This window comes from Streptomyces rishiriensis, from assembly GCF_003112535.1.
Taxonomy (GTDB): Bacteria; Actinomycetota; Actinomycetes; order Streptomycetales; family Streptomycetaceae; genus Streptomyces; species Streptomyces rishiriensis.
The window spans coordinates 13,849-31,123 of the sequence record NZ_BEWA01000004.1 but is presented as its reverse complement, the minus strand read 5'-3'; the positions used below and the strand labels follow the sequence as shown (position 1 = coordinate 31,123).

Here is a 17,275-nt window from a genome sequence, read left to right as displayed (position 1 = left end):
CCGAACCATGTACCAGTGTCCTGTGTAGAGGGCTTGGCTCCTGCGGTAGACGAGAACGACATACCTACTGGTTCCACTACAAACAGGTCACGCACCCTCGACAGATGAATGTGAGAGGGGTCACCCTGTCATTCATCCACGCGGGGAGGCATGGATGGGCAGGAGCCGCAGAACGATTCCGGAAGAGCTTCTTCTGCTGGCGTTGGACCCGACCACGGGTACCACCGCACAGCCGCAGTCGCTCGACCTTGGTCTGGCCGGAGCACAGCTAGTGGAGCTGGCGCTGGCCGGGCGGATAGCCCCTGACGGGGATCGTATCGCCGTGGTGTCCCCACGGCCGACTGGAGATCCGACACTGGACTGCGCGTTGGAGTTGCTGCGAAGGCGTGGCGCTCCCGTACGGGCCGTCCACTGGATCGGCGGGCCGCGTCTCGGGCTACGCCAGACCTACCTCTCGCATCTGGAGCGGTGCGGCATGGTGCATGCCGTGGCGGGCCAGATGTGCGGAGTGCTGCCGACGACTCGCTACCAGGCGACGGACACCGACATCAGCCGGGAGATCAAGGCCCGGCTGGACTCCGCGATCCGCACCGGCGTTCCGCCGGACCCGCGGACCGCGGCGCTCGCCGCACTGGCGCACGCGGTCGGCCTCGGCAAGCACCTGTACCCGGGCAACGAGGGACGTTCGTCCCGCTCCCGGTTGCGGGATCTGATCAGGCACGACCCGATGGGCGGCCTCGTGGCGCACGCCGTGATGGACGTCCAGAACGGCGCGGTGGCACAGCCGCGCCGCAACCAGCCACCCGCCGGCCGTCAGGCCGGGCCGGGAGCGAGGCCCGCACCGGAACCCGCCCGTGGCGTTCCGGCGCAGCCGCACCGCGGTCCCATGGCGCGTGTCGTGGCCCACTGAGCCGCAGCACCGCGACACCGCACGACGCCGAGCACGCAGGACCGCACCATCGCAGTACGCAGGACCCGTTCGGGGAGCCGCCGCGGCCCGCGCGGGGCGGTGCGACGCACCGCCCCGCGCGGACGCATGTCGGCGCCGGTGGGGGTACTGATCCGAACTGGCGTGTACCGGCCGCATAACCACCGTTTTCCAGCGGTAGAAAGCACCTTGGTGGCAGTCTGCTCAACAGCAGATACGCAAAGTGTCAGGTACAGACACGCAGCCGGAGGTGCACGTCCCGTGGCGTCCAATGTCAATCCCACTGTCAGGCGACGCCGGTTGGGCCAGGAGCTGCGCCGGCTCCGTGAGCTCAAGGGCATGACGGCCGAAGAGGTCGCCGAGCGGCTGCTGGTGTCCCAGTCGAAGATCAGCCGGCTGGAGAACGGCCGGCGCAGCATCAGCCAGCGCGACGTCCGTGATCTGTGCGGGGTGTACGAGGTCGAGGACCAGCGGATGGTCGACTCGCTGATGGAGATGGCCAAGGACTCGCGCCAGCAGGGCTGGTGGCATGCCTTCGGCGACGTCCCCTACAGCGTCTACATCGGTCTGGAGACGGACGCGGCGAGTCTGCGCGTGTACGACCCGCAGGTCGTGCCCGGGCTGCTGCAGACCCGTCAGTACGCGGAGGCGCTGATCTCGGGCGCGCTGCCGGAGACCGCGCACACGGAGATCGAGAAGCGCGTGCAGGTGCGCATGCGTCGGCAGGAACGTGTCTCCTCAGGGGAGAACCCCCTCCGGCTGTGGAGCGTGATGGACGAGTCGGCGCTCAGAAGGGTCGTCGGCGGCCGTGAACTGATGCGGGATCAGCTGGAACACCTTGTGGAACAGTCCCAGTTGCCGCATGTCACGGTTCAGGTGATCCCGTTCGACATGGGCGCGCATCCCGGTCTGAACGGCCAGTACGCGATCCTCGAGTTCCCCGACACCGCCGACTCCAGCGTCGTCTACATCGAGGGTGTCACCAGCGACCTCTACCTGGAGAAGCCGAACGACGTGCAGAAGTACAGCGTGATGTACGAGCATCTGCGCGCCCAGGCCCTGAACGTGGACCAGTCCCGCCAGTTCATCGCGACATCGCCAAGGGGTATGTGCGGTAAGGCTGCGGGAAAGGCGGGACGTTTGAGGTGACCGACGTTCGAGGTGACGGATGTTCGAGATTGCGGACGTTTGCGTGGGAAGTGCCGCATGATACGCCCACCCCCGGCCTGATGGAAGTTTCCATTGGAATATGTCATCCGGTCGAGTGAATAGTCGCTTCGTCAGTCGATGTTGGCGAGTAGCGTCGATCACGCCATCGAGCAACAAGGTTGGCGTGAACGCGCCGCCGGGCCCCAGTCGGGTCCGTGGTGCGAGGACAGCTACTCAACAACTGCACTCCGGAGCAAAAAATGGCAATTCGTCAGGGCAGCGCGCACTCGTGGACCAAGTCCTCCTACTCCACGGGCAACGGTGCGTGCGTCGAGGTCAAGTCGCCGGCCGTCCAGGCCCTCCTCGTCCGGGACTCCAAGGTCCAGGACGGCCCGAACCTGCTGTTCCCCGCCGACGCGTGGAGCGACTTCGTGGCATCGGTCAAGGCATAGGGCGGAGGACTTCCCGTCCTCCGGCCGGTCACCGGCCACCCGTCACCGGCTCCCGGTCGACGGTCACCGGTCGTCGGCACAACTGCACAAGAACCGCCCAAGGGCCCTCTCGTCCAGATCGCCGTCCTAGCCGAGAGGGCCCGGTGCTGTTCCGGGGCGTTCCGGGACCGCTAGGCCCGCTTCACGGGGAACGCCACGTCGCACACGGGGTCCTCGGCCCCGGCCGCGTCCCAGTCGGCGAAGTAGACCTCCCGGCAGGGGCCGTCGTAGTCCCAGCCCTCCCGCTTCATCCACGCCTCCACCGCCTCGTACGGGGCGAGGATCTGGGGATGCGCGACCTGCGCCTTGGTGATCCGCGTGTACGCGAGCCGGCGGGCCGGCTCCACCCGCACCCGCACCTGACGCCCCCCGCCCCGCGCGGCGGACCACGCCCGGGCCGCGGCCTCGTCGCCGACCGGCACGCAGGCCTCGGCCGGCCCGTCGCTCTCCATGGACACGGCCGAGTAGTAGACGACGAACGGTGCGCCCGCCATCCCGCCGCACTCGCCGGCCGCCCCCGTCAGCCGCCCCAGCGAGGCGGGGATCCAGACGGGCAGCTCGTCCGCGAGCGTGTGCCGCGTCTCGGTGACGACCACCTGCCCGGGCACGTCGACCAGCTGGACCTCGAACTTCTCGTGCATCTCGGAGCTCCTCCCCGACAGCCGTGCACGGAGGTAGACGGCGAGGGTGCGCTGAGCGGCGAACCGGGTCTCGACGTCGTCCCAGTAGGCGGCGAGCAGATCCCCGGCCGCGTACCCGTCAGAGGTCTCCACCAATGCGGCGATCCGCGCGAGCGGCATGTCGAGCTGGCGCAACAGGGCCACCAGCCGGGCGCGTTCCACCTGACCGGCCCGGTAGTAGCGGTAGCCGCTGACCTCGTCGACGTGCACCGGGGCGAGCAGCCCGAGCCGGTCGTACAGCCGCAGCGCCTTGGCCGAGAGGCGGGCGCGGGCGGCGAACGCGCCGATGGTGAGCAGCTCGCCCTCGCCCGCTCCGTCGCCCGCCCCGCCGTCGTCGCCCGTGTCCACCGGCACAGCGTCCATCCCGGTCCTCCGCGCCCCGCCGCCCTCGGCGCTCTCGTCGTCGTCCTCCGTCGTCGGACGGCCTTCTCCGCCCGACGACGAGGAGGCTCAGCCCTGCCCCAGGGGCAAGGTCAAGCCGCGGGCCGTGGGACGGCGGTCAGCTCAGCTGGGCCTCGATGGCGGCGACGACCTCGGCGGCCTCCGGCTCGGTCTGCGGGGAGAAGCGGGCGACGACGGAGCCGTCCCGGCCGATCAGGAACTTCTCGAAGTTCCAGCGGATGTCGCCCTCGTGGCCCTCGGCGTCCGCGAACCCGACGAGCCGCTGGTACAGCGGGTGCCGGTCGTCGCCGTTGACCTCGACCTTCTCGGTCAGCGGGAAGGTCACGCCGTAGGTCGCGGAGCAGAACTCGGCGATCTCCTCGGCGTTGCCGGGCTCCTGCCCGAGGAACTGGTTGCAGGGCACGCCCAGCACGGTGAAGCCCTGGGCGGCGTACCGCTCCTGGAGCCGCTCCAGACCCGTGTACTGCGGGGTGAGGCCGCACTTGGAGGCCACGTTCACCACGAGCACGGCCTGGCCCGCGTACTGCGAGAGGTCCGCGGAACCGCCCTTAAGGGCGTCGATCTGTACGTCGAGGGGGGAGGCGCCGGCATCAGTAGTCATGCTCCGGATGCTAGCCCCGACCCCGCTCCGGGCCCGCCCCGCCCCCGCTCCGGGGGCCCGCCCCCGCTCCGGGCCGCCCCCGGCCCACGAGGGCGGTGGTCAGGGGAGGGGGGCGGCAGGGGGGCGGCTGCCTCGGTCAGGGTTCGCCCCGCCGGGGTCCGGGAGTACAGCACCGAGCGGCCCGCGCGGCGGCGCTCCACCAGGCCCGCGTCCAGGAGAACCCGTAGGTGGCGCCCGACCGAGCCCAGGCCCTGGCCGGTCAGGGCCACCAGCTGGGTGGTGCTCAGAGGCGCGGCGAGGAGCACCAGCACCATGGCCCGGGCGGAGCCAAGGAGCGCGCCCAGGGCGGCGGGGACGGCCCGGGCGCGGTCCCGGCGGTCCTCGGCGAGGACGCCGGAGCACGGGTAGACCACGGCGTACCGCTCCCGCCCCTCCCAGGCCACCCACCCGGCCCCCGGCGTGACCGGCACGAACAGCAGCTCCGCGCCGGAGATCTCGCGGGGCGGGTACTCGTGCAGGTTGACCTGGAAGCGGCTCTCGCCGAGCCAGCGCGTCCCCGGTCGCAGCGAGTCCAGCACGGCGGCCCAGCCGCCCCGGCTGACCAGCGCGGTCCGCGCCACGACGTCGGCCTCCAGGACGCGCCGGCGCCGTTCCCAGTACGGCCGCACGTCCGTCTCCCACACACGCTCCAGCAGCGCGGCCGCCCGCTCGGGCAGGTCGTCCCGGTCCAGGGCGGCGGGGAGCGGTCCGGCCAAGGACGTCCGCAGATGGGTCCGGGCCGCCGCCGGGTCCGCCGCCCGCACCCGGGCCACGCCCTCCTCGAAGCTCTCGCCGTCCCTCGGCGTCGGCGTGAGGAAGTCGGCGATCCAGCGCGAACCGAGCCCCGCCCGCACGAGCAGCGCGGTCACCGGGTCGGCCGCCAGCGCCGCGCGGTAGCCGGGGAGGTGGGCGCGCAGCCAGTCGTGCTCGCCGGGGTGCGTGCCCGCTCCCGCGTGCAGCAGCTTCAGACAGGCGAAGGTCTCGGCGAGCGGCGAGAGCACGAACCGGCTGCGGGCCAGGGTGTCGGCGTTCACCTGCCACCAGCCCATGCCCGCGCCCCCACGGCCGTCCCCCTGCGGCTCGCGACGTTTCGCGGGCCGTCCCCCTGCGGCTCGCGACGTTTCGCGGACCGGCGAAACAATAACCGACCTCTCCGGGCCCGCCCCAGACTCCGGCCATGACCGGCTTCTCCTACCGCCAGCTCTTCCGCGTCCCCGAGTTCACCCCTCTCTTCCTGTCCGCCGCCGCCCAGACCGCCGCCCAGACGGTCAGCGGGCTGGCCCTCGGCACCCTCGTCTACCGGGCCACCGGTTCGCCGCTGCTGTCGGCGGTGAGCATGTTCGGGCCGTCGCTCGCGCAGGTGCTCGGCGCGACCGTCCTGCTCTCGGGGTCCGACCGGCTGCCTCCGCGGTCGGCGCTGACCGGCCTCTCCCTCGCCTTCGCCGGCGCGGCGGCCCTCATGGCGCTGCCGGGGCTGCCGACCTGGGGCGTCTTCGCCGTCGTCCTCGTCCAGGGGCTGGTCGCCTCGCTCGGCGGCGGCGTCCGCTGGGGGCTGCTGAACGAGATCCTCGGCGGCGCCGAGGGCGGCTATCTGCCCGGGCGTTCGCTGTTCAACATGATGAGCGGGCTGATGCAGATCACCGGTTACGCCACCGGCGGCGTGCTCGTGACCGCCCTCTCCCCGCGCCCGGTCCTCCTGCTCGCCGCTCTGCTGTACGCGACCTCGGCCGTCGTCGCCCGCCTCGGGCTGAGCGCCCGTCCGTCGCGGGCCGCGGGCCGGCTGTCGGTCGCGGCGACCCGGCGCGCCAACGTCGCCCTGTGGTCCTCCCGTCCCCGCCGCCTGACCTATCTGGGGCTGTGGCTGCCCAACGGCCTGGTCGTCGGCTGCGAGGCCCTGTTCGTGCCCTACGACCCCGGCGCCGCGGGCACGCTGTTCGCGTGCGCCGCCCTGGGCATGCTGGCCGGGGACGTGCTCGTGGGCCGTCTCCTCCCGCCGGATCTGCGCGCCCGCCTCGCCACCCCGCTCCTGCTGCTCCTGGCCGCCCCCTACACCCTGTTCGTCCTGCACCCCGCCGTTCCGCTCGCCGCGGCCTGCGCCGCCCTCGCCTCCGTCGGCTTCGGCGCGAGCCTGGTGCAGCAGGAGCGGCTGATGGCCCTCACCCCGCCCGAACTCAGCGGCCACGCGCTGGGGTTGCACTCGGCCGGGATGCTCACCCTGCAGGGTGTGAGCGCGGCCCTTGCGGGCGGCGCGGCGCAACTCACCTCGCCCGCGACGGCGATGGCCGCGATGGCGTGCATGTCCATCGCGGTGACCCTGGCTCTGGCGTTCGCCGCACGCACCGGGCCGCGCCCGGACGCACCCGCACCCGCGCCCGCGCCCGCTGACGCCTCGCCGTGAGCGGTCGCCCGTGAGGCATGGCTATGGCGGGCCGTCATGAATGCTGCAAACAAGACGACTTGCGAGAAAACGGCGGCAGTCAGGCGTCCGGGTCGGTGAAGACCTCGGGGACCCTGTTGTCCTGGACGACGCGGGCGAGGAGCGCGGCCAGCCGGTCGCGCTCGTTCGCGTTCAGCGTCGCGGGCAGCGACTCGATGCGCCGGCACGTCTCGGCGTAGAACTCGTGCGCCAGCCGGCCGCCCTCCTCGGTGAGACCCACCCGCACGGCCCGGCCGTCCCGCGGGTCGGGCTCGCGGCGGACCAGCCCGCGCTGGACCGTCCGGTCCACCAGCCCGGTCAGGCTCGACTTGGCGAGCCCCAGGGTCTCGCCGAGTTCGGTCATGCCGTACGGCTGCGGCATCAGCACGCACAGCAGCTGCCCTTGTTGCGGAGTGATGCCGTGGACCCGGCTCGACTCGGCGTACACGGCGTTCACGAGAAACGCCGAGCGCACCAGAGCGGTGCCGACCCCCATCTGCTCACCTGCGCCTTTCCCCATGGAGGGAAGCGTAACGGCGGTGGCCGGCCGCCGAGTTCGACCTCCCGCGGCGCGACGAATTCGCGCAGGCAAGGGTGTCGGGGCGGCCCGCGTCGTCATAATCGTGGCCAGGGACGAACCGGGGGTGGTGGATTCATGGCGGACGTCGTCGTCGTGCACGGAATTTTCGCCAACAGGTCGAGTCGCGACGAGATGCGCGACACCTGGCTGGAGGCATTGCGCGAGGGGTTGCGGAACGTGCGATTCCGTGAGGTCGACAGCCTCACGATCGAATGCGTTTTCTACGGCCATCTCTACAACGACGGGAAAGCGGGGCCCGCCTGGCAGTACGAGGTCGGGGACCTCGGCCCCGGGCTCGAACAGGAACTGCTGGTCGCCTTCGCGGAAAGCGTCGACGACCCCGCCCGCGATGAGACGGGCAAGGCCGGATACGCGCCGAGAACCGTCCAGTGGGCCATCGATTTCCTGCAGGCCCGCAAGGTCCTCGGCGGCACGAACGCGAGGATTCTCGGGTTCGTGAAACAGGTGGCCCGCTATCTGCGCGACCCCGAATTCAAGAAGAAGGTGCAGGCCGAGTTCGGCGCCGCGATGGAGACCGGGCCCCGCGTCGTCGTCGCCCACTCGCTGGGCAGCGTCGTGGCCTACGACTGGCTGCGGTCCAACGGGCCGAGCTCCGCGAAGACACTCGTCACCCTCGGCTCGCCGCTGGGACTGAGGCCCGTCCTGCGGGAGCTGCACCCGTACCTCGACGCCTGCCCGGCCCCCTGGCCGGCCGGCGTCGAGACCTGGGTGAACGTCGCCGCGAAGGAGGACGCCGTCGCCACGGTCAAGAAGCTGGACGGGCTGTTCGCCGGGGAGATCCACGACCTGACCGCGGCCAACTCCCGTGGCACCGCCCACGACGCGCTCGTCTACCTGAAGAACGTCCGCACCTCCGAGTCGCTGAAGGTGGCTCTTGGCTGAGCGGGAGGGCTACTTCTGCGTCTCGGGACGCCCGGCCTACGGCGGAACCTTCGCGGATCTGACGCTGTTGCCGAAGGAGGTGCGGGCCGTCCGCCGCGAGCTGGGCGCCCTGGGACTGACCGAGCTGTTCGCCGGAGCGGGCGGTCCCGAGGAGGGGGACGCCCTCTCCCACCTGGGCCTCTACGACGCCCTGTACGACTGGAGCCGTTCCGGGGCCGGCCCTTCGCCGGGGGCCGCGGACCCGGACGAGGCGGCGCCCGCGCGGACGGCGACCCTGGTGATCTACGCGACCGGCCACGGCTACCAGCTGGACAACGAGTGGGTGCTCGTCCCGCCGGAGCACGCCGACCCGCTCAACCCGCGCGCCGCACTGCCGCCCGCCGCGCTGCTCGCGGCCCTGAAGGAGCGCGTCGACCTCGCCCAGGTCCTGCTCGTCCTGGACGCCTGCGGGGCCGCGCCCGGCGGCGAACAGGCCCTGCTGGACACCCTGGAGAAGTCCCGCTACCGGCCGCTCGACGGACAGTTCGACCTGTGGGTCGTGGCCGCCGCCCGGCGGGCCGAGACGGCCCGGCAGACCGTGTTCTCCGACGCCTTCACCGCGGCGCTGCGCGACACCGCCGCCCCCTCCCTCGACCAGCCGCACCTGGACCTGACCCGGGTGATGGAGTCCGTCCAGAACGCCCTGACGGCCACCTCGCAGCGGGCCCGGATCGTCGCCGGGTACGAGGACCCGCGCTGCCGGGCCCTGCCCGACCCGCTGTTCATGCCGCCGACCCCGCCCGACTGGCTGCCGGGCGGCTGGAGCCGCAGCGCGCGCGGGGTGCACAGCCAGGACGCGCCCGGCTGGTACTTCACCGGACGCGACGGCGCGCTGCGCACCGTCCTCGACCATCTCACCGGTGTGGGAGCCGCTCCGCCGCTGTGGCTGACCGGCTCCCACGGCAGCGGCAAGACCGCCGTCCTCGGCCGTGTCGTCACCACCGCGACCGCCGCACTGCGCGCCGCGCTCCCGGTGGTGGCCCGGCGGGGCGTCCTGCCGGCCGGCGACCTCGACCTGGCCGCGGTCGACGCGCGCGACCGCACCGCCGAGCGGCTGGCCGACGACATCGCCCGCGCGCTGAAGCTCTCCGCCGAGGGCGTCGCCGGCCTGCTGGCCGCGCTCGGCGGCGACGGCGGGAAGGCGCGGGGCATCGTCGTCGACCACGTGGACGAAGCGGAGCGGCCCGCCGCCGTGCTGGCCGGCCTCGTCGAGCCGCTGGCCGCGCTGCCCGGCGTGCGGGTGGTGCTCGGCGCGGCGCGCCCGCTGCCCGGGCCGCCGGCCGGGACGACCGTCGACCTCGACGACGAGGCGCACCACGGCCCCGCGGCGGTCGGCGCGTATCTGCGGACCCGGCTCGCCTACGGCGGGCGGCTCCCGCCGGAGGCCGCCGCGCCCCTGGAACGGCTCTGCGGCGGCTGCTTCGCGGCGGCCGTCACGGCGGCGGACGTCCTGCTCCGGGAGGGTGCCGACCCCCTCGACCGGGCCACCGAGGCCGCCGTCGAACGGCTCGACGGCCTCTTCCGCCGCACGCTGGGGGAGTTCCTCGCGCCGTCGGCGGCGGAGGCGGCGGCCGACGTCCTGAACGCGCTGTGCTCCTTCCACGACGATCTCTTCCTGGACCTGCCGACCTGGGCCGCCGTCACCGCCCGGCACGGGGGCGTCCCGGTCACGGCGGCAGAGCTGGAGAGCTGCCTCGACGCCTGCCGGAGCTTCCTCGTGCGGCGCGAGCTCACCGGCCGCCGGCCCGGCGACGCGCGCGCCGGCCTGCGGCCCCGCCACCAGCCGGCCCCCGCCGAAGGCCAGGGGCCCCGAAGAGCGGTGCTGCGCCGGCTGCTCGACGAGGTCGACCCCGGCGACGCGGTCCCCGGCTGGGAGCGTGTGCCGGCCCATCTGCTCGACATCCTCGCCGCGGCCGCCGCCGCCGATCCGGCCGGCGACGCGGGCCGGCTCCTGGACGACCCCGGCTTCCTGCTCGCGCCGGCGCGGCCCACCATGACCCGCACCGTCAAGGCCCTGAGCGGCCCGGACCGGGCGGCGCGGGCCGCCGTGCACAACGCCCAGCCGCGGCTGGCCCCACCGCACCAGCGCCGCTTCGCCCTCGCGCTGGCCGCCACCCGGCAGGAGCTCACGCGGCTCGCGCGCGCCGTCGGACCCGTCGACGCGCCCTGCGGAACGCTGGAGGTGCGCTGGGCGGGGCCGGGGGTCCGCGAACGGCAGTCGATCACGCGGGTGTCCGCCGCCGGGCGGCCCGGACCCGGCTCCGTCGTCACCGCCCACGACGACGCCACGCTGCTGTGGTGGGACGGCGGCAGCGGCGAGCCGGGGCCGTCCCGGCAGCTCGCGGGCCGCGTCACCGAACTGAACGCCGTGGAGACCGCCGAGGGCGTCCACGCGCTCGTCGTCCTGGCCGACGGCTCGGTGCTGGCCTGCGCCCCGGACGCCGCGACGCCGGACCGGGTGCTGCGGACGGGGAAGGGCGAACTGCCGGGGCCCTGCGCGGGCCACCCGGCCGGCTTCCTCGCGGTGGGCGACGGCCCGGCCGTCGAGATGCTGGCCGTGGGGGCGTCGGGGGCCGAGCTGCTGGGCCGGGAACCGCTGCGGCGGACGGTCGTCGCGACGGCGGTGGCCGGTCCGCCCGGCGCCCCGGTCGTCTGGGCGGCGACGCTGGACGGCGTGGTCCACCGCTGGACCCCGGCCGCCGCGGGCGCGCCGCGCAGAGTCGCGCTGTGCCCGAACCCGGTCCGGCTGGCGGCCGCCGCGGACGGCGAGACGGCGGTGATCGTCGACGCGGACGGCGCGTGCACGTTCGTCGGCGGCGCGGCCGCCCTCGCGGGCGCGGTCCCGGCGCTCCCGCACGACCTGCGGGCGGTCCATCTGACGTCTGACTGGTTCGTCGTCGCGGGCGGGCACCGGGACGGGAACTGGCTGGACACGTACGGCGTCGCCGACGGCGGCACGGCCCGCTGGCCGCTGGACGGGCTGCCCGCGGGAGTCCTCTCCCACCCGGCCGGGGGCGTGCAGCCCGCGTCCGGCGGGGAGCCCGCGTCCGGCGGCGAGCCCGCGTCCGGCGGCGAGCCCGCGTCCGCTGCGGGCCTCGCCTCCGCCGGGTGGCAGGGGTCCGCCGACCTGGTGGTGGCGACCACCCGCGCGCCCGCCCTGCTGCGGGCCCGCACCCCCATGAAGCACGGCATGTCACGGAACGGCCGCAGGAGGTAACCCTCATGACAGTGTCACCCCTCTCCCCGGCCGTCGTGCCCGACACCGCGTTCGTCCGGGACCGGCTGGTCCGCCTGCTGATGTCGCTGAACCGCACGGCCGCGCGGGACCTCGCCGAGGAGGAACTCGCCGCGCAGACCGCGGAGTCGGGACTCGCGGACGGCTGGCTCGGCGAGCTGTGCGACCGGCCCGACCGCGCCGCCGTCCTGGCCTCCCTGCCCGAGTGGCTGACGGTGGCCGACGACAGCGGTCTGGCCGTCCTCGTCGACGTGTCCTCGGGCGGGACGGCGACGGCGGACCCGGCCGCGGCGGCGGACGCGGACGACGCTGCCGCCGCGGACGACGCACCTGCCGCGGCGGCGCGTGAGCGGATACGGCGGCTGCTCCCGCTGCTCGGCCGGGAAGTCCCGGACCAGTTGGCCGACTTGTGGGCCGACTGCCCCGCGCAGGCCGGCCCCGCGGAGCCGGACGCCGGGACGGCGCGGACGGCGCGGACGGCGCGGTCTGCGCGGCACGCGGCCGTGGCGGACGGGTTCGGCGGGCGCGTCGCGATCACGCTGGCCGACGCGTCGGAGCCGGTCGGCGGGGCCGCCTGGATCAGCCCCCTGGCGTGGGCCGGGCCGTACCTGATCGAGGCCCGGGAGGCGGCCGTCGCTCTGCTGAGCCGGTTCGGCGGCGTCGAGGCCGGGGCGCGCCCCGATCTCCCGGTGGGGGTGTGGCCCGCCGACCACCTCCGGGACCCGGCCGTCGGACTCGGCTACGCCCTCGACGCCCTCGCCGGGTTCACCGGCCTGCCCCGGCCGGATCTCTCGGCCGCCGGCGTCCTGACGGACGGGCAGACCTTCGCGCCGATGGCGGACGCCGACCTGACCGGCCGGGTCGAGGCGCTCGCGCTGATCGGCGTCACCGAACTCCTCGCCCCCACCGCGCGGGGCTGGGTCAGGGCAGCCCCCGGCGGTGTGCGGGAACCCGCGCCGGGCCTGCCCGCCGCTCTCACCCTCGACGGGGCCGCCACCGCCGTCTGGGGCGAGGCGTGGACCGGGTGGAAGCACGCCCGGCACCGCGAGGAACTGCTCGCCCTGGGCTGGGTGGTCCAGCCGCTGGAGGCCCGGCCGGGCGACGCCGTGGTGAAGCAGGTCGCCGACCTCCGCGAGATCTTCCACGGCAAGGACCCGAAGGGCGGGAAGGACAAGGAGGGCGGCAAGGGCAAGGAGGGCGAGGAGCCCAAGGAGGTCAAGGGGAGCAAGGAGGTCAAGGGGAGCAAGGAGGCCAAGGGGAGCAAGGGGAGCGGGGGCAGGAGGGGTCGGGAGAGCGGGCGGGCGAGACGGGTGGTGGCCGTCGTCGGCGGCACCGTGCGCAGCGGCAAGAGCACGATCGCCCGGCTGCTCGCCGAGGACCTGCGCCGACGCGGCTGGCAGGTCCAGGCCCTGCGGTCCACCCGGGGCGAACTGCCCGACCGCGACCCGCTGATCGAGGCCGCCCGGCGTGCGGTCGAGCTGGCGGAGCGCGAGGAGGGCAGGCCCTGTCTGCTGATCCTGGACGGGCTGCTCCCCCTCCAGGGCGGCAACAGGGCGGTGGACGAACTGCTGCCGCTGGTGTCGGAGGACGTCCACTGCAGTGTCCTCGCACTGCTGGAGTACGACGTCTCGGCGAACTTCGAGTGGAGCACGGAGAGCGTGGACGTCGTCCCGGCCGTCGTGGGCGGGCCGCATCTGGAGGACTTCGTCAAGGCGGTGGCCCTCGCGCGGCCGGGCGAGGCGAAGAGCGAGGCCGGGCTCGCCGAGGTGCGGCGCGGCGACGGCAGCCGCGATCTGGACCGGATCATCAGGGTCATGACCAGCACGGGGGGCGAGGACCCCGTCCTCGTCTGCTTCGGCGGCCTCGGCGTCGCTCAGCAGAACGCGGTGGCCGACATGGCGGCGGCCTCCCTGATCCACTCGGGCGTCCCCGAGGAGACGCTCGCCGACCTCACCGAGGAGCAGCGCGCGACCCTCGGCGTGGAGATTCTCGACGGACAGGGCCTCGCCCGGATCCCCAGTGTCGAGGACAGCACCCGGATCCTCCAGCGCGTCCTGCAGATCCAGGAGGAGGTGGACGCGGGCGACGACCGCGAGGAACCCGACCAGGTGCCCGCTCCCGGGCCGGAGCGACTGCGCGCGGAGGTCGTCGAGCGGCTGCTGCCCCGGTTCGAGGCGCTGATGCGCCATGAGCGGGGCGAGGTCCTGCCACGGCTGCTGGGAGCCCGGCTCCACCACGCCGAGGTGGCCGCCGAGCTCCTCAGACGCACCCGCCACGGCGCTTTCGCGGAGTGGCTCAGCCGGGCGCAGGCCGCCGAACTGGCCCGCTGTCTGTCCGCGCTCGGCAACTCGCTGAGCGAGGACATCGTCAAGGACGTCATCCTGGAGTTCACCCACCGCCTGGAGGACGAGCCGTCGGCCCTGGGCCTGTTCGACCTGGTCACCGTGATCCGCGGCATCCGGCACGCCATGTCCACCGGCGCGCTCGCCCTGAAACACGTCGTGACCTGGCTGCGCGCCCAGGTGAACGCCGTCCTGTCGAGCGGGGAGGGCACCGCCCAGGAGCGGCTGCACCTGCTTGACCGGATCGAGTGGTTCCAGAACGCCGACCTCGACGAGATCGTCGTCAAGCGGGTCGCGGAGGTCGTCACCGGTCTGGACCCGTCCCGCCCCGCCGACTACTTCCTCGTGCTGCGCGCCCTGCGTCTGCAGCGGCGGCTGTGGCGGCGGGTGGCGGACGACGCCGCGGTCCACTACGAGGACGCCGCCGGCTACCATCCCGTCGACCAGGAGCCGGGACCGGAGGAGCTGGTCGCCTACCGGCCCCGGGCCGAGGACGGCTTCGCGGTGATCCTCGCCGGGATGATGCTGCGCCGGCACGTCGACCGGACCGAGTGGTCCGCGATGATCGACGAGCACCGGGACCTCCTCCAGCCCGCCCTGGACGCCAGCAGCCCGCGCGACGTGATCACCGCCCTGCACGAACTGCGGCGCACATCCGGCATGCACCGCAACGAGATCTTCAAGCGGGCCATCGACACCCGCCACGACAACGGCCGTTACCTGGGGGCGCTGCGCGCGCTCGTCCGTCGCGCCACCCCGATGGAGACCGTGGAGCTGCTGCGGGTCGTGCAGGGTCTGCACGCCTGGTGCGCCTGTCTGCTGCTGTCGGCGGAGACCCGCGGCCTGGTGTGGACGCAGGACAACGACCCCGACGAGTCGCTCGTCGCCCGCCTGGCCGACGCCACGAAGAACGACCCCAAGGCGGCGGGCATGCTGCTGTCCGTCACCCACGCGGTGGAGAGTCCGTACCACCAGAGCGGCCGCAGCTTCGCCCAGCGGTTCGGCGACGGGCTCGGCGAGGCGACCGTCCTCGGCTGGCTGGTCAAGGACCCCCGCCCGTCCGTGAAGTACCACCTGGTCAAGGGGTTGTGGGAGGCGCAGGTCGGCTACCGGGAACGGTGCCTGGAGCAGATGGTGGAGATCGTCGCGCTGGCGCTCACCACCTCCCGCCGCGTCTGGGGCCCCCGGCTCGCCCTGTGGATCGGGGCGGACCCCGAGTTCGGTCCGGAGTTCCTGCACGATCTGCGCGAGAGGGTCGGCGTCGACGATCTGCTGGTCGGCATGAGCGTGTGGTCGCCGCCGGACGCGCAGGCCGAGTTCCACCGTCTGGCCCGCGCCCTCTACCCGACGGCCGCGCTCCGGTACGCCCGGACGTTCCACGTCGGCGAACTGGCGCAGCGGCTGGCCAACGCCCCGTCCGTCGCCGTCGCCGAGGCCTGCCGCGAGGTCGCCCGCACGATGCGGCACACCGACGGCATCTCCGGAGCGGCCCTGTTGCGGGCGACCGGCCGGCTGATCGGGCGGCCGGACGTGTGGACGGACCGGCTCGACACCGTGCGGACGGGGGAGGAGTTCACCCAGTTCCTGAGCATCGTCAGCGACATCGACCGGGGGTTCGTGCGCCGTCTGCTCGCCGCCTACGGCGAGCGCACGATGCGCACCGCCGTCCAGGAGGCGGAGGAACTGCGGCTGGTGTGGAAGACGCGTTCGGCCATGTACCAGAACCCGCTCGCCGCCACCGGGATGCTCTCGGTCCTGGAGCAGGTCGCCGAGCTCGGCCGGGCCGTCTACACGCGGCTCTCGGACGACGCCGTCCTGATGAAGATCTTCACCGACGAACTGCAGTTGCTGCAGAACCCGTCGGAGCAGTACATGGCGGCTCTGCACCTCGCGCGGATCGGGGTCGGGCCCGCCCACCACCGCAACGCCGACTGGACCGAGACGACGTTCGAGCTGAAGAAACGGCTCATCGCCACGTTCTCCAACCCGCGCGTCATCCGGGACGTCCTGCGCACCGTGGCGCTGTGGGAACGCCGTTGGGCGGTCGAACTGGTGGACAAGATCGAGCTCGGCAAGGCGGAGCGCCGCCTGCGGCTCGGGCTGGTCGCCGACCTGCAGCCGACCGTCGGCCTGGCCGCGCTCCTCATCAGCCTCGGCGACGAGGGCAAGGCCTCGGCCACGCTCGACATGCTGGAGCGGGTCGGCTGGGAGCGGGTCGTCGAGCGCGTCGACCTGCCGTCGGCGGTGCTCCTGCTGCGGCTGGTGGGCCAGTTGCAGCCGCATCACGGCGGCACGGTCGCCTCGGCGGTCAACGCCCGGGTCGGCACGCTGCTGGCCCGCGAGATCGTCCTCGATGACCGGGCCATGTGGCGCGAGGTGGGCCATGCCTGCCAGGCGCTCGCGGTGGCCGGCCGTCCGGTGCAGGGCGTCGGCGGCCTCCCCGCCCGCAAACCGCTCCCAGCCGACGCCCCGGCCGTCTCGCGCGCCCTGCACTGGTTCCCGGCCACCCCCTGGCGCGCCCGCTACCAGACGCAGGCCGTCGAGCGTCTGATCTCGCATCCGCCCCGCTCCGGCGGCGACCTCGCCCTCGCCCTCGCGGGAGCCACCGCCGCCGGCCGCCTGTCCGACCTCCTCGCCGGCCTCCCCGACCTGCAGCCGCTCGCGACCGCCGGCACCCGGGACCTCGCCGACCTCACGGAGTTCGCCGGCTACCACCCCGCCCTCGCCGCCGTCCTGCGCCCGCACCACGGCGTCTTCGACGCCCATCTGCGGTCCGCCACGTCGGTGGCGTCGCTGGACACGCGCCGTCTGCGCCGCAGCATCGCGGCCATCGCGGCGGGGACGACGTTCGACGACGCGGGCTGAACCTGCGCGCCGAACGCCGTCGAGCCCAACGCCGTGGACCCCAACGCCGTGGAGCCCAACGCCGTGGAGCCCAACGCCGTCGAGCCGACGGCCGCCATGCTTCTACAATGCTGTAGAGAAGGCGTCCCGGCAGAGGTCCGGCGGACGGCGGGCGTCCGTACGATGTCCGACCGGAAAACGGACGGCGGCGAAGAGGAGACTGGGCGTGACGGATCACCGGCGGCGTCCCCCGCGGCGGGCCCAGGGCGAGCTGGAGGCGTCGGTCCTGTCGGCGCTGCGGGAGGCGGACGGGCCGGCGACGGCCGGATGGGTGCAGGAACGCCTGGGCGGCGGCCTCGCCTACACCACGGTGATCACCATCCTGACCCGGCTGCTCGCCAAGGGCGCGGTCACCCGCGAGCGCAGCGGCCGCTCCTTCGCCTGGCTGCCCGTCTCGGACGAGGCGGGCCTGGCCGCCCACCGGATGCGCCGGGTCCTGGACGCCGAGCACGACCGCGAGGCGGTGCTCGCCAGCTTCGTCACCGGTCTCGGCCCCGACGACGAACGGCTGTTGCGCGAACTGCTCGGGCAGCACCCCCACGACGACGCCCCCTCCCCGCCCCCGA

At 73.9% G+C, this 17,275-nt stretch carries 10 protein-coding genes and 2 pseudogenes; 8 read left to right on the top strand and 4 right to left on the bottom strand.

Annotated elements, in window-relative coordinates; all coding sequences use genetic code 11:
* Positions 1–154 precede the first annotated feature (154 nt).
* From Sri02f_RS07115 to Sri02f_RS07105, 3 genes and pseudogenes are all read left to right on the top strand, one after another.
* On the top strand, positions 155–910 hold the full coding sequence (locus Sri02f_RS07115) for a GOLPH3/VPS74 family protein (RefSeq protein ID WP_109000238.1): 756 nt from the start codon (positions 155–157) through the stop codon (positions 908–910).
* A 279-nt stretch (positions 911–1,189) separates the two neighbouring features.
* Positions 1,190–2,046 (top strand): annotated as a pseudogene (locus Sri02f_RS07110) (helix-turn-helix domain-containing protein).
* Between the two features lie 291 nt (positions 2,047–2,337).
* On the top strand, positions 2,338–2,529 hold the full coding sequence (locus tag Sri02f_RS07105) for a DUF397 domain-containing protein (protein WP_109000236.1): 192 nt from the start codon (positions 2,338–2,340) through the stop codon (positions 2,527–2,529).
* A gap of 170 nt (positions 2,530–2,699) precedes the next feature.
* Here the strand turns inward: Sri02f_RS07105 and Sri02f_RS07100 are convergent, their stop codons facing one another.
* From Sri02f_RS07100 to Sri02f_RS07090, 3 genes are all read right to left on the bottom strand, one after another.
* Positions 2,700–3,611 (bottom strand): MerR family transcriptional regulator, encoded by a 912-nt coding sequence (locus tag Sri02f_RS07100; protein WP_109000235.1) that lies wholly within the window; start codon positions 3,609–3,611, stop codon positions 2,700–2,702.
* A 136-nt stretch (positions 3,612–3,747) separates the two neighbouring features.
* The gene (locus tag Sri02f_RS07095; RefSeq protein ID WP_109000234.1) at positions 3,748–4,251 is read right to left on the bottom strand and encodes a glutathione peroxidase; all 504 of its coding nucleotides are present in this window, start codon (positions 4,249–4,251) and stop codon (positions 3,748–3,750) included.
* Positions 4,248–5,339 carry an ArsR/SmtB family transcription factor gene (locus Sri02f_RS07090; protein WP_109000233.1) on the bottom strand — a complete coding sequence of 364 codons (1,092 nt, stop codon included), beginning with the start codon at positions 5,337–5,339 and terminating at the stop codon, positions 4,248–4,250. Before Sri02f_RS07090 ends, Sri02f_RS07095 begins: the two co-directional genes overlap by 4 nt.
* A 128-nt stretch (positions 5,340–5,467) precedes the next feature.
* On the opposite strand from Sri02f_RS07090, the gene Sri02f_RS07085 reads away from it, so the two are divergent.
* Positions 5,468–6,688 carry an MFS transporter gene (locus Sri02f_RS07085; protein WP_109000232.1) on the top strand — a complete coding sequence of 407 codons (1,221 nt, stop codon included), beginning with the start codon at positions 5,468–5,470 and terminating at the stop codon, positions 6,686–6,688.
* A gap of 79 nt (positions 6,689–6,767) precedes the next feature.
* Here the strand turns inward: Sri02f_RS07085 and Sri02f_RS07080 are convergent, their stop codons facing one another.
* Positions 6,768–7,202, bottom strand: a complete 435-nt coding sequence (locus tag Sri02f_RS07080) for a MarR family winged helix-turn-helix transcriptional regulator (RefSeq protein WP_109000231.1) — start codon at positions 7,200–7,202, stop codon at positions 6,768–6,770.
* A gap of 159 nt (positions 7,203–7,361) precedes the next feature.
* On the opposite strand from Sri02f_RS07080, the gene Sri02f_RS07075 reads away from it, so the two are divergent.
* The 4 genes and pseudogenes from Sri02f_RS07075 to Sri02f_RS07060 form a co-directional block, all read left to right on the top strand.
* Positions 7,362–8,189 (top strand): lipase family protein, encoded by an 828-nt coding sequence (locus Sri02f_RS07075; protein WP_109000230.1) that lies wholly within the window; start codon positions 7,362–7,364, stop codon positions 8,187–8,189.
* Positions 8,182–11,445 (top strand): hypothetical protein, encoded by a 3,264-nt coding sequence (locus tag Sri02f_RS41100; RefSeq protein ID WP_159106670.1) that lies wholly within the window; start codon positions 8,182–8,184, stop codon positions 11,443–11,445. The genes Sri02f_RS07075 and Sri02f_RS41100 overlap by 8 nt, the downstream gene beginning before the upstream one ends.
* A gap of 5 nt (positions 11,446–11,450) precedes the next feature.
* Entirely contained in the window at positions 11,451–16,670 is a 5,220-nt protein-coding gene (locus tag Sri02f_RS07065) for a hypothetical protein (protein ID WP_109000229.1), read from the top strand.
* 205 nt (positions 16,671–16,875) lie between these two features.
* A pseudogene (locus tag Sri02f_RS07060) lies at positions 16,876–17,241 on the top strand (BlaI/MecI/CopY family transcriptional regulator); the annotation flags it as partial.
* Between the last annotated feature and the right edge of the window lie 34 nt (positions 17,242–17,275).

Bases quoted from the DNA above. Each gene is read 5' to 3' on its own strand.
- Sri02f_RS07115 (WP_109000238.1), top strand. From the start codon at position 155: ATGGGCAGGAGCCGCAGAACGATTCCGGAAGAGCTTCTTCTGCTGGCG.
- Sri02f_RS07105 (WP_109000236.1), top strand. From the start codon at position 2,338: ATGGCAATTCGTCAGGGCAGCGCGCACTCGTGGACCAAGTCCTCCTAC.
- Sri02f_RS07100 (WP_109000235.1), bottom strand. From the start codon at position 3,611: ATGGACGCTGTGCCGGTGGACACGGGCGACGACGGCGGGGCGGGCGAC.
- Sri02f_RS07095 (WP_109000234.1), bottom strand. From the start codon at position 4,251: ATGACTACTGATGCCGGCGCCTCCCCCCTCGACGTACAGATCGACGCC.
- Sri02f_RS07090 (WP_109000233.1), bottom strand. From the start codon at position 5,339: ATGGGCTGGTGGCAGGTGAACGCCGACACCCTGGCCCGCAGCCGGTTC.
- Sri02f_RS07085 (WP_109000232.1), top strand. From the start codon at position 5,468: ATGACCGGCTTCTCCTACCGCCAGCTCTTCCGCGTCCCCGAGTTCACC.
- Sri02f_RS07080 (WP_109000231.1), bottom strand. From the start codon at position 7,202: ATGGGGGTCGGCACCGCTCTGGTGCGCTCGGCGTTTCTCGTGAACGCC.
- Sri02f_RS07075 (WP_109000230.1), top strand. From the start codon at position 7,362: ATGGCGGACGTCGTCGTCGTGCACGGAATTTTCGCCAACAGGTCGAGT.
- Sri02f_RS07065 (WP_109000229.1), top strand. From the start codon at position 11,451: ATGACAGTGTCACCCCTCTCCCCGGCCGTCGTGCCCGACACCGCGTTC.